Origin of the sequence: Vibrio sp. YYF0003 (assembly GCF_036350715.1) — a bacterium.
In the GTDB taxonomy this organism is placed as follows: domain Bacteria; phylum Pseudomonadota; class Gammaproteobacteria; order Enterobacterales; family Vibrionaceae; genus Vibrio; species Vibrio natriegens.
This window is the reverse complement of record NZ_JAZDWA010000002.1, coordinates 484,353-496,356: the sequence shown is the minus strand read 5'-3', so window position 1 is coordinate 496,356 and position 12,004 is coordinate 484,353. Positions and strand designations below refer to the sequence as shown.

Below are 12,004 nucleotides of genomic sequence, written 5' to 3'. Positions count from 1 at the left end.
TTAAGGATATGGCACAAATATGAAAAGTTATTTGTCATTCAGTGCGTCAAGGAAGCGTTCTGCATCCAATGCTGCCATACAGCCTGTACCCGCTGATGTGATTGCTTGACGGTAGTTATGATCCATCACGTCGCCTGCCGCAAATACACCTTCGATACTGGTCTGTGTAGCGTTACCTTCTAAACCAGATTTAACGATGATGTAGCCATCTTTCATTTCAAGTTGGCTTTCAAAAATTTGCGTATTTGGCTGGTGGCCGATCGCAATAAAGGCACCCATTACATCGACATCTTCAGTTGCGCCTGTGTTTACATCTTTAATGCGAACACCAGTTACACCCATATCGTCGCCAAGAACTTCATCAAGGGTACGATCGGTATGAAGAATGATATTACCGTTTTCCACTTTATCCATCAGGCGGTTCACTAGGATTTTTTCCGCGCGGAACGAGTCACGGCGGTGAATCAGGTGAACTTCAGATGCGATGTTTGAAAGGTAAAGCGCTTCTTCAACCGCTGTATTACCACCACCGACAACTGCCACTTTCTGGTTACGGTAGAAGAAACCGTCACAAGTAGCACAAGCAGATACACCACGGCCTTTGAAAGCTTCTTCAGAATCAAGACCTAAGTATTTTGCTGACGCGCCTGTTGAGATGATTAATGCATCACAGGTGTACTCACCAGAATCGCCTTTCAGACGGAAAGGACGTTGAGTTAATTCAACTTCATTGATGTGGTCAAAGACGATTTCGGTTTCAAAGCGCTCTGCATGTTCTTTCATGCGTTCCATTAGCGCGGGACCTGTTAAGCCTTCCGCATCGCCAGGCCAGTTTTCAACTTCTGTTGTTGTGGTCAACTGACCACCTTGCTGCATTCCTGTTACCAGCACTGGGTTTAGATTTGCACGTGCAGCGTACACTGCCGCCGTGTAACCCGCAGGGCCAGAACCGAGAATTAATAGTTTACAATGTTTTACGTCGCTCATTATGGCTCCAAAAAGGGCTGAACATTTCCTTCGATTGTATGGAAATTCTTATAGCTTTAAAAGCATAAAGCAGGATAGAGATCTAATAATTGGTTATAGGTTAGAACTTACTCTGAAGTAGTAGGTTACTTTTTGTTCTAGCATAAAATTCTAATGACAGTAGAGATATCTAGTTTCAAATGTTGCCAAAGTTAAAATCTGAAACATGGAACTATTTAATCTTAATTTTGTGGTTTTTTATTGTATTTTTTGATATTTGCTGAAGTTATCAACGTCAAAAGCTGGTAATTGCAGAATATTTGCGTAACCTATCGTGTAAATTAAATGTTAATTAAATGTGCCTCATTAAAGGAGCAAATGATGTTACATTCACGCGAGAATACTCTACATTTAACCCAGCTCAGCATGGCAGCAATTGAGCAACTTTCACCATCTTTTGAAACGCTACCTCATACGGATCATGCCGATGGCCAATACCGATTGAGACGTTACTCTGTTGTCAGTTTTGAAAATGGCAAAGTCATCGATTTGAACAAAAACAGCTTTGTTCAGTCTTCAGATATCAACCGATTCCAGGGTGATGTTGTTCGCCAATTTGAGCCGATAGAAAAGAATATTCTACTTAGTGAAGGCTTTAGAGAAATGTGCGAGCTGTTTGTTAATGCGAATCACCTAGTGAATGGACAAGAAATCGAAATTCACCAAATCCGCATCACGGCATTTGAAGATGAGACTCAAGTAGCACCAGAAGGTGTACACCAAGATGGCTTTGATCACATCGCAATGGTAGGGGTTGGCCGTCACAACATCATTGGTGGCGATATCATGCTATACAGCAGCCACAACCAAGCGCCATTTTTCCGTAAAGTTCTGGAGAATGGTGAAGTCGCAATGTTGGCAGACAGTAAACTCTGGCATAACGCCTGTCCAATCCGCTCTGTGATTGACGATAAAGCTGGCCATATGGATGTATTTGTACTTACGGCAACGGACAAGCGTAATGAACTTCAATCTTAATCAAATCAGACAACAGTTTCCTGCGTTAGCGCAGTACCATAACGACAGACCAGTTACTTTTTTTGACGGTCCGGGCGGTTCACAAGTACCACAGTCAGTTCTTGACGCGATGGTGGCTTACCTTGGTTACTACAACTCGAACTTGGGTGGGCATTACTTTTCTAGCCAAACGACCGTTGATGTGATGCAAAATGCGCGCGAATCGGCTCAGGCGCTATTAAATGCGCCTTCTTCTGGCAACATTGTATTTGGTGCGAACATGACATCGCTGACTTTCCAACTAAGTCGTGCGATCAGCCGAGAGTGGCAAGAGGGCGATGAGATTATCGTTTCTGCCTTAGATCACTATTCAAACGTTTCTAGCTGGCAGCAAGCCGCTGAAGACAAAGGCGCAGTCGTACATCAGGTTCGTATCAATGAGGATGACTGTACGCTGGATCTTGAACATCTACAAAGCTTGTTGTCTGACAAAACGCGTTTGGTCGCAGTCACTTATGCTTCGAATACCACAGGGTCAATTGTCGATATTCAAAGTGTTGTGGAAATGGTACATCAAGTTGGCGCTCAAGTTTACGTCGACGCAGTACACTATGCGCCGCACCATCTTGTGGATGTACAGGCGTTAGGATGTGATTTCCTGGCATGTTCTGCCTACAAATTCTTCGGCCCTCATGTGGGAATTGCATACGTTGCTGACCAATGGTTACACAGCATCCGCCCGTATAAAGTTGAGCCAGCAACGAATATCGGCCCGGGTCGGTTTGAAACAGGGACACAAAGTTTTGAAGGCTTGGCTGGCGTAACCGCAGCTGTTGAATACCTAGCGCAGTTTGGTGAAGAAGGGTTACCACTTCGCCAAAGACTTGAACAAAGCTTTGCGCTTTATACTCAGCATGAACAACGATTAAGTGAGCGTTTCTTACAGCGATTAGATGCGCTAGAGGGCGTTAAACTGTATGGCATCGATAAGGAATATACGCAGCTTCGTACACCAACATTTGCGTTGACCTTCGATAAATATTCGCCAGAATTTATTGCGAAAACCTTGGGCGAACACAATATTTGTGTCTGGAACGGGCATTTTTACGCACTGGGCTTAGTTCGTCAGCTTGGGCTGGAAGAGACCGGTGGTGTTGTGCGAATTGGTTGCATGCATTACAACACACTTGAAGAAGTGGATATGTTGTTTGATGTGATTGAAAGCATTCTTGATGCTTAGTGAATTCAAATAGAAAACAAAAAGCTCGAGCATTTAGCTCGAGCTTTTTTGTATATCAAAGTCGTCAGTTTTTATGCGCTGACTTCAACTTCATAAGACGTGAACTTACGCACGTTGATGACGCCAGTATCGAAAATCAGGTATTGGCCTTTAATACCTTGCAGAATGCCCGTCACAACCGGGTTTTTATCAAAGTTATGTGAAGTAATCTTAGTTGGGTGCTGCTGCACTGGATAGCTAAGATCTGTGATGTTTTCACTTAATACTTCGATTGCATCCTCACCGAATTGCTGCTTGATTTCGGCGATTTTGTCTTCCACTAAAGGCAGAAGTTCTGCAAATCGGTCCTGCAGTTCGATCGGTTCTCCATCACCTTTAAGCAATGCGCGCCAGTTGGTTTTATCGGCAATATGTTTTGCCAGCTCAACTTCAATCAAGCCAGAAATGTGGCGGGTTTTTACTTTAAAGATCGGTAAACCTTGAGTCGCGCCCTGATCAATCCATCGTGTTGGGATTTGAGTGTGACGAGTGATACCGACTTTAAGGCTCGATGTATTAGACAGATACACGAAGTGATCCACCATACAGTTTTCTTCGCCCCATTGTGGCTCTCGACACGTACCTTGATCGTAGTGACATGTCTCTGGCTTCATGATGCACATATCGCAGCTTGCTAGCTTCTTCATGCAAACAAAGCAGTGACCTTGTGAGTAGCTCTTTTTGGTTTTTTTGCCGCAAGAACAGCAGAAAATATTGCCAGTGTGGGTCAGTGTTAGCGTTTGCCCAAGGAATGGAGAAAGGTCAATCTCTTCATCACCTACGGGAAGTCGATAGCTTACTGCGCCATCCAGAGAAGCTCGCATTTTGTTAAGCGTACCAGTTGCAATTAAGGACATAACATTACTCATTATTGTGTTTTTGCACAGTATATACTGAATGCAAAGTCAGGGGCAGGGGGGAATAGAATGTTGGCGGGAAATAGGAGCTTTAAATTTTGGTAACTAAGATAAAAAAAGGTGGCCAATTGGCCACCAGTCGGGAAACTGCTGTACATCATTCAGGGGGAACGAAACGACGAGGTACAGCAGTAAAAAGTCTTTGCTTACCAGAAAAGCCAAGCGAAAAGTGTTAGTACGCCAATACATGCAATGTTCAGAACAAGGCCGATGCGCATCATCTCTTTTTGCTTGATATGACCGGTACCAAATACAATCGCGTTTGGTGGAGTCGCTACTGGCAACATAAACGCACATGAAGCTGCGACCGCAATCAATGCTGAAAGAATGACAGGCGACATACCGAGTGCTTCTGCAATGGTGGCAAAAACAGGTACCAGCAACGCTGCACTTGCGGTGTTACTCGCAAATTCAGTTAAGAATACAACGAAGGCAACGACGGCAAGAATCGTCAGCAGAACGCCTGCCTGTTCCAAAAAGCCTGACAAGCTGTGTGCTAAGAAAACGCTGGTGCCAGTATCTTTAAGAACGTTACTTAGACAGATACCACCACCGAACAGAATCAATACGCCCCAGTCGGTTGTTTTCTCGATGTCTTTCCATTCAACCGCGCGAGATGCGCCGAGTAGAAGGATTGCGCCAATTGCCACCAGAGTGTCGAACTTAGCAAAGCCGCCTAGCATCGCATTGATTGGTTTGCTAAAGATCCAAAGCGTCACTGTCAGAAGGAAAATCGCCAGAGTGACCTTCTTGCCATTTGTCCACTCGACAGGTTTGTGGTCAAGTTCAAACTTGTGGCTCAAATCAGGTTTGGTCATAACGTACAGAACCAAAACCGCAACTGGCATCAACAATAGAGAGATTGGCAGAGCAAGCTTCATCCATTCGGTAAAGTTAAGACCGACCTCAGCTGCAGCAATTGCATTTGGTGGGCTACCAACGAGAGTGGCAATACCACCGATGGATGCGCTGTATGCGATACCAAGCAAAACGAATAGGAATGTGCGATGGTTTTTATCACCATCCAGTTTGGTCATCACGCCGAGAACCAGAGGAAGCATCATTGCTGTGGTCGCAGTATTAGAGATCCACATCGACAAACCCGCACTCACACCAAACAGCATGAAGACGGCTACCGACATTTTTCCTTGGGCTAATATCAACACCTTATCGGCAATCGCTTGGTCTAACTTCTGCTTATGCAGCGCCGCCGCTAGGGCAAAACCTCCTAAGAACAAGAAGATGATTGAGTTAGAAAAGTTGTTGAGCGCGACTTGTGTATTAAACACGCCTAAAAACACGGCGAGTAGCGGTATCAACAATGCTGTAATACTTACGTGAATCGCTTCCGTTAACCACAAAATTGCAACAAAAACTAAGATGCTAATGCCGGTTACGACTTGCGGTTCAAAGGGTAGGGTATTAAACAAGATAATGAATAGCAGGATATTTGCGTTCAATATCATGCTGTTGCGAGTGAAGAACCAGTTCTTCAATGTCACAGCGAGTGCGGTCATGGGGTATGCTCCTTATTCATTGCCTTTTTGTCGGTTTTTTATGGCAAAGTAACTGACTTGTATTTATTTATTGATTAAATGTTACTTTGAATGAGCAATTGAGTTTTGCTTGAATCGTAGAGCAAATATGAAAATGTGATGTTGGGAATTAGAAATGGGTAGATTGCTACCCATTCTTTTTATAGAAGTGTTATTAAAAGCGTTAGTGGCTATTCCACAGGGACTTGTCTTGGTTCGATGGGCTCTTTTACAGCAAAAATCGGTTCTTGAGGGCCAAGGAATCTCGGCTGTGTATCAATCACGTAAAGATCGAGGAATGCTTTAACGCGGGCAAGCAGTTCGCGCATACGCATCGATGCTTTCTGTTTGTTTGTGACTGGGCCTGCGACGGCAAGACACTGGGCGTCTATGTGGTACGCATTGGCAATGAACAGTGCTCGTTCGCAGTGGAAACGCTGGGTCACAATCAGAAAGCGCTCGGAAGCAAATATCTTTTTCGCACGGACAATCGAATCGAGCGTACGGAAACCTGCGTAGTCGAGATGAATGACTTCTTCTGGTACGCCTGCCTTGAGTAGATCGCGTTTCATCGTCCATGGCTCATTGTAAGAGCGGTGGGCGTTGTCACCACTGAGCAGAAATTGTTTCACCTTACCTTGCTCGTAAAGCTCAATCGCGGCGTTGATGCGATGGGTATAGTAAGTGTTGAGGACTTTACCGATGTATTTGCTCGTACCGAGTACGACGGCTACCTCATGCTGAGGTATTGGTTCGTAGTCAGTAAAAATGTTCTCTTTGGCTTGCAATACTACCCATCTGTCGATGGCTATAACGGAGATCAGCAGGCCAAGTACAGCGATCGACAAAATCAAAGCAAGTCGCTTCCATGTAAATTTAAGCATCCACTTTGACCTTATACGAGAAAACAACAAAACGTTTTTTATCCTTAAATGAAAGTGTATGTCTCATCATATCTGATACAAACAAAAAGAGAGAAGTCCATTTGTGCCAAAATACGGTTAGGATGATAAAAAAACGTTTAAAAAACAAAAGCCCCTATGTGTTAGGGGCTAATTATTAGGCGAGTTTTTCTTTTGCGGTTAAATTTAGAACGCAGTTCGCTTGTAACGACGGTAAACTGGTTGCCAGAACGACTGTTCAATCGCAACGTGAAGAGCTTCGTCGGTGATTTCTAGTGCCACACCTTGTTCAATGGCTTTTTTAGCGACAGCAAAAGCGATTTTCTTCGATACCAGGTGAATCTCTTCCAGTGGTGGAAGAAGTGCACCGTGACCATTAATCGCTAATGGCGAACATGTCGCAAGTGCGCGGCTAGATTCCATCAGCATTTCATCAGTGACGCGTTTTGCGTTAACAGCAAGAACACCTAAGCCGATACCAGGGAAGATGTAACTGTTGTTACACTGAGCAATCGGGTAGGTTTTTCCTTCGTGTACAACTGGAGCGAACGGGCTACCAGTTGCAACCAACGCTTCGCCATTGGTCCAACGAATGATGTCGTTTGGTGTTGCTTCTACACGACTGGTTGGGTTTGATAGCGGGAACACGATAGGGCGCTTACAGTGTTTGTGCATCTCTTCGATGACTTCTTGGCTGAATAGGCCAGGTGCACCAGATACACCAACAAGCACAGTCGGCTTCGCGTTACGCATTACGTCTAGTAGTGAGTAACCAGTGCCTTCATTTTCCCACTCTTTGGTATTTTCATGTTTTTGTACCAATCGCTGTTGGAAATCAAGAAGGTTTGGCATGCCTTCCTGAAGTAGGCCCCAACGGTCAACCATATAAACCTGAGAGCGAGCCTGTTGGTCAGAAATGCCTTCTGAAACCATTTGAGCGATGATCGCTTCTGCAATACCACAACCAGCCGAGCCTGCACCCAAGAAAGTAATACGCTGTTGAGATAGCTTAGTGCCAGCAGCCTTACACGCAGCAAGCAATGAGCCAACTGTTACCGCAGCGGTTCCTTGGATGTCGTCGTTGAAGCAGCAAACACGGTCTTTGTAACGTTCAAGAAGAGGCATCGCATTCTTTTGTGCGAAATCTTCGAACTGGATTAAAGCATCAGGCCAGCGGCGTTGTACCGCTTGCATGAACTCTTCAACAAACGCGTCGTATTCTGCACCTGTGATACGAGGGTGGCGCCAACCCATGTACATTGGATCAGCCAAACGCTGAGGGTTGTTCGTGCCGACATCCAGTACGATTGGTAGTGTATAAGCTGGACTAATACCACCACAAGCGGTGTAAAGAGCAAGTTTACCGATAGGAATGCCCATACCACCGATACCCTGGTCGCCCAAACCTAGAATACGTTCACCGTCGGTAACTACAATGACTTTTACGTTGTGGTTTGCTGCGTTATTTAGCAGGTCATCAATGCGGTCACGATTAGGATAAGAAATGAAAAGGCCACGGCCGCGACGGTAAATATTGGAGAAGTTCTCACAAGCTGCGCCAACGGTTGGCGTGTAGATGATTGGCATCATCTCAGAAACGTGGTTTTGTACTAAGCGGTAGAATAGCGTTTCGTTGGTATCTTGAATGTTACGTAGATAAATGTGTTTATCCATGTCACTTTCGAAACCTTTGTACTGTTGGTAAGCACGTTCTACTTGTTCTTGTATGGTTTCAGTGGCTTCAGGTAGCAAGCCCTCTAAGTTGAATGAGCTGCGTTCTTCGGCAGAAAAAGCACTGCCTTTATTCAAAAGAGGAGTTGCCATAAGAGCGGGTCCCGCATACGAGATATATAGCGGGCGTTTATCGTTGTTCATTTGGAGCCTTATGTAGGGTTGAAGGATGCGCGCCAAATTTTAACGGTTTCCGACTTTAGTTGTAAACATTCGTTGATGCACATCAAGGTAATGTTGCAATAAAATTCACGTCTGGTGGAAATTTATACTCAAAAGAAATCATCCAGAGGGTTTCAAAGTCGCGTGATTCTCTCTCAAACAAGTATCTCGACGTAATTTGGGTATAATGCCCCTCATTATCAGAACAAACCCCGTATCCTATGTCTCTATTACCTATCGATACCCTAAAAGATGAATTTGATCAGAACCTGAAACACGCTCACCTTGTTGTAGAAGCTGAAACTGGTTCGGGTAAATCAACTCGCTTACCACTTTGGGCTGCTGGCCATGGCCGTGTTTTAGTGATTGAACCGCGCCGAATAGCCTGTACGTCATTGGCGGAGTTTCTTGCGCAGCAATCAGGTGAGTCGGTCGGTGGGAAAATTGGCTATGCGATTAAGCTGCATTCTTATTTTGATGAAAATACGCAAGTGGTTTTTGTTACGCCAGGTGTTGCGCTACGTTGGTTTGCAGAAGACAAGCTGGCAAGCTTCGATATCGTAATGGTCGATGAATTTCATGAACGCCGTTGGGACATTGATCTCCTTACCGCGATTTTGAAACAGGAAAATCGTCACCGTCTTATTGTCACTTCTGCCACTTTAGAGGGAGAGAAGCTTGCTGATTATTTACAGGCTAAACGTCTTCGCTCTGAAGGGCGTTGCTTCCCAGTTTCAGTGACATATCGAAGCGCTGATAGCCGTTATCTTCCGAACAAAAAAGGCTGTGAGAATGATGTTGTTCGAGCAGTTAAAGAAGCGTTGGAGGACGAAGAGGGAGACATTCTGGTATTTCTTCCTGGTCGTAAAGAGATCACTCAGTGTGCCCAGATGCTGCAAAGTCGGGAAAGTGTATTGGTGGTAAAGCTTCATGCTTCTGTGAGTGATGACGAGCGCAATCGTGCATTAACCATCCAAAGTCAGCGAAAGGTCGTGCTTGCTACTAATGTGGCTGAAACGTCGCTAACCATTCCAAACATTCGAGTCGTGATTGATAGCGGGCTCGAAAGACGAACTGTGCAGCGTAATGGTCGCACGGCATTAACGTTAAGCAACATTTCCAAAGCCAGTGCTGAACAGCGAATGGGACGAGCAGGTCGTGTTGCACAAGGCACTTGCATAAGGCTATATGGAGAACATGCGCCTTTAGAACTCATTACGCCTCCCGAGCTGCACCGAGAAGAATTAGTCGAGCCGATGTTGGCCGCCGCTTGCTGCGGATATCGTCTGGCAGAATTGTCTTTCCTCGATAGTGTCCCTGATAAATCATTGCATCTGGCATTTGAAAGCCTGAAAGCCATGGAAGCGGTTGATGAGCAAGGTGAGATTACCGAGCACGGAAGAAAAGTATATCCATTACCGATTGATGCCTTATTTGCTGATTTAGTGACCCGTATTCAGACCAGACCCGAAAAAGAGGCCATGGTTGATTTAGCAGCTGCGTTGTCGGTTCCTGCGCAGCTATATCAGTTGCAAAGTGGCGACGTTGCGGAGGCATTGGCACTAGAGGAGCCGACGGGGTGTGATGCTTCTCTGATGATTCGTTTAGTTCGCGGCGACAAGTTACCAGGCATCACAGTCGATTCAAGTGTGCTGGAAGAAGCGCAAGGCCTTGCTAAGCAAATGCGGGAGCTATTCGAATTACCGCAACTGGAAGTCGCATCAAGATATCGGCGCGAATCACTTTGCTATGCCATAGCGGAAATTCACCCTGAACTGGTGTTTGTTCGCAGAGAGCGCCGCCGAGATGCCTTAGGGAACGGCGTTATGGAGATGGTAGTAGGGCGCAATAGCCGTTTCCCCGAAAAAGAACAAGCCGCGTTAGTGCTGGATAGCCATAGTGTGCCGGGCAGAGGTGTTAAGCAGACGCTTAATCTTGCTTCGGTGATGATGCCAGCGCCATTATCGCTCATTAAAGACCTCAGCTTGGGAGAGTGGCAACAAGGCGAAACCAATTATGAAGAAGAATCACCACGGGCAACCATGAGCCTGGTGTACGCTGGTCGGACTGTTGTGACCGAGTTTCAGGCGTTGCAAGGGGACGTTGCCATTCAATCTATCGTAGAGATGATCGAAGATGAAACGTTAATGCCGGGGTTTGCGCCATTAAGAAAACAGCAAATTCTGCATTGGCAGTTATACAACGCACTGGGGTTAAATCAACAAGCGACCGGCCTCGAAGGATTGGAATCTCTGACTTTTACCGATTGGTTAGCCGAGCAACTGCAAACACTGGGGGTCGAATCAGTTGAAGATATGGCGTTATTCGATGCCGATGATCTGCCTTTTTCAGGGGTACCTGAATGGGAATACGAGGATTTCGCACAGAAATTCCCTCTGAAATTATTGCTTGCCGAACTCAAGCTTGATGTGGAGTACTTCGCCAGCCGCAAACTTGTCCATGTTGTTTATAGTGAAGGGAGTCGAAAGGGCGATCCAAAGCGCTGGGAACTGCCACGTTGGTCGGGTTGGAAAGTGCAATATAAGAAAGCCAGCCGCGTCATTGATGTGAAGTAATAACGATTTTATATCTTAGTTATACGAGTTTATTTTCTTTGTGAATGCCTGTTGATTAAGTATTTATATATTGAATATTTATGGAGTTGTTTCTTTTTTAAATTGAAATATTAATCAATTGGTTGCGTATATAGAAAAGCTGTACATTAGTTGTTACAAGGCTGGTTTTAATATTTCTTTTTGACGGCAAATTAGGGCATAAAAGACTATTCTCTTATATCCCATTGCTATATCAAAATAGTTGAACGATAGTTGGTATATCTCAATTTGAGTGTCGGAGCATAAAATGGATCAACAAAATAAAACATGCATTGAATTCGACTACACCAGTTTTCTAGGGGCCACTGCAAGTAAGAAGTGGACCTTCCTAGATGCGTTTGCCACCATCGCTCCCATCTTTGGTCTGATGTGGAAAAAGAACCTTGCAGAGCTCAGTGAGCCACAAGACCGTCTATGGGACGCCGCATTAAAGTCCATGTCTTCACGTCATAGTGACGAGTCGAATCTGGTCGAGTTAACTCGACTTGCAAAAGGTGAAGGGATAGAAGAACTGCGTGTTGTCATGCCATATTCGTTAGACTTAAAGCAGATTGAGTATATTGAGTCGCGAAGCCATTTGAAAGTTGATGCAACAGAGCAAGAGATTCTAAACATCAAACTGTGAGCCTGTCTTTCTCCACCCATGATTAGAGCGATCACCCTCTGGATCGCTCTAGACCCCCATCCATACTGACTACTTTTTTGCGTTTGCCTACAGCCGTCAGTCAGCTTTTGCTCTGATACCTCAAATCCTCAAAAGTCACGGTGCGGCTTTATATGCACTATATTTAGCATGTTCTTTACGTGCAGCAATCTAATTGTCACAACTATCTTCTAACTTAATGCTCTTGGTTAACTGATTAGACCAGATTGTCAGCGG

At 45.1% G+C, this 12,004-nt stretch carries 9 protein-coding genes; 4 read left to right on the top strand and 5 right to left on the bottom strand.

Going from position 1 to position 12,004, the window contains the following annotated elements; translation table 11 throughout:
• Window positions 1-27: 27 nt before the first annotated feature.
• Window positions 28-987, bottom strand: coding sequence for a thioredoxin-disulfide reductase (trxB, locus tag V1U08_RS08780; RefSeq protein ID WP_020333015.1), 960 nt, complete (start codon window positions 985-987; stop codon window positions 28-30).
• 360 nt (window positions 988-1,347) lie between these two features.
• On the opposite strand from trxB, the gene V1U08_RS08775 reads away from it, so the two are divergent.
• Together V1U08_RS08775 and V1U08_RS08770 are read left to right on the top strand one after the other, a co-directional pair.
• Window positions 1,348-2,004 (top strand): 2OG-Fe dioxygenase family protein, encoded by a 657-nt coding sequence (locus V1U08_RS08775; RefSeq protein WP_020333016.1) that lies wholly within the window; start codon window positions 1,348-1,350, stop codon window positions 2,002-2,004.
• A complete protein-coding gene (locus V1U08_RS08770) occupies window positions 1,988-3,223 on the top strand; it encodes a cysteine desulfurase-like protein (RefSeq protein ID WP_014231585.1) in 1,236 nt (411 codons plus the stop codon). The genes V1U08_RS08775 and V1U08_RS08770 overlap by 17 nt, the downstream gene beginning before the upstream one ends.
• A gap of 71 nt (window positions 3,224-3,294) precedes the next feature.
• Here the strand turns inward: V1U08_RS08770 and V1U08_RS08765 are convergent, their stop codons facing one another.
• The 4 genes from V1U08_RS08765 to V1U08_RS08750 form a co-directional block, all read right to left on the bottom strand.
• Window positions 3,295-4,119, bottom strand: a complete 825-nt coding sequence (locus tag V1U08_RS08765) for a DUF2797 domain-containing protein (RefSeq protein WP_014231586.1) — start codon at window positions 4,117-4,119, stop codon at window positions 3,295-3,297.
• A gap of 206 nt (window positions 4,120-4,325) precedes the next feature.
• On the bottom strand, window positions 4,326-5,696 hold the full coding sequence (locus V1U08_RS08760; RefSeq protein WP_014231587.1) for an SLC13 family permease: 1,371 nt from the start codon (window positions 5,694-5,696) through the stop codon (window positions 4,326-4,328).
• A 209-nt stretch (window positions 5,697-5,905) separates the two neighbouring features.
• Entirely contained in the window at window positions 5,906-6,598 is a 693-nt protein-coding gene (locus V1U08_RS08755) for a SanA/YdcF family protein (protein ID WP_014231588.1), read from the bottom strand.
• A 204-nt stretch (window positions 6,599-6,802) separates the two neighbouring features.
• Entirely contained in the window at window positions 6,803-8,491 is a 1,689-nt protein-coding gene (locus V1U08_RS08750; protein ID WP_014231589.1) for an NAD-dependent malic enzyme, read from the bottom strand.
• A 239-nt stretch (window positions 8,492-8,730) separates the two neighbouring features.
• On the opposite strand from V1U08_RS08750, the gene V1U08_RS08745 reads away from it, so the two are divergent.
• Window positions 8,731-11,085, top strand: coding sequence for a helicase-related protein (locus V1U08_RS08745; protein ID WP_330470427.1), 2,355 nt, complete (start codon window positions 8,731-8,733; stop codon window positions 11,083-11,085).
• A 286-nt stretch (window positions 11,086-11,371) separates the two neighbouring features.
• Complete coding sequence (locus V1U08_RS08740) at window positions 11,372-11,749, top strand: hypothetical protein (protein WP_014231591.1); 378 nt, start codon at window positions 11,372-11,374, stop codon at window positions 11,747-11,749.
• The last annotated feature ends 255 nt before the right edge of the window (window positions 11,750-12,004 follow it).

What these genes read in the sequence shown, in the direction of transcription:
- trxB (WP_020333015.1), bottom strand. Translation starts at nt 987, where the DNA reads ATGAGCGACGTAAAACATTGTAAACTATTAATTCTCGGTTCTGGCCCT.
- V1U08_RS08775 (WP_020333016.1), top strand. Translation starts at nt 1,348, where the DNA reads ATGTTACATTCACGCGAGAATACTCTACATTTAACCCAGCTCAGCATG.
- V1U08_RS08770 (WP_014231585.1), top strand. Translation starts at nt 1,988, where the DNA reads ATGAACTTCAATCTTAATCAAATCAGACAACAGTTTCCTGCGTTAGCG.
- V1U08_RS08765 (WP_014231586.1), bottom strand. Translation starts at nt 4,119, where the DNA reads ATGTCCTTAATTGCAACTGGTACGCTTAACAAAATGCGAGCTTCTCTG.
- V1U08_RS08760 (WP_014231587.1), bottom strand. Translation starts at nt 5,696, where the DNA reads ATGACCGCACTCGCTGTGACATTGAAGAACTGGTTCTTCACTCGCAAC.
- V1U08_RS08755 (WP_014231588.1), bottom strand. Translation starts at nt 6,598, where the DNA reads ATGCTTAAATTTACATGGAAGCGACTTGCTTTGATTTTGTCGATCGCT.
- V1U08_RS08750 (WP_014231589.1), bottom strand. Translation starts at nt 8,491, where the DNA reads ATGAACAACGATAAACGCCCGCTATATATCTCGTATGCGGGACCCGCT.
- V1U08_RS08745 (WP_330470427.1), top strand. Translation starts at nt 8,731, where the DNA reads ATGTCTCTATTACCTATCGATACCCTAAAAGATGAATTTGATCAGAAC.
- V1U08_RS08740 (WP_014231591.1), top strand. Translation starts at nt 11,372, where the DNA reads ATGGATCAACAAAATAAAACATGCATTGAATTCGACTACACCAGTTTT.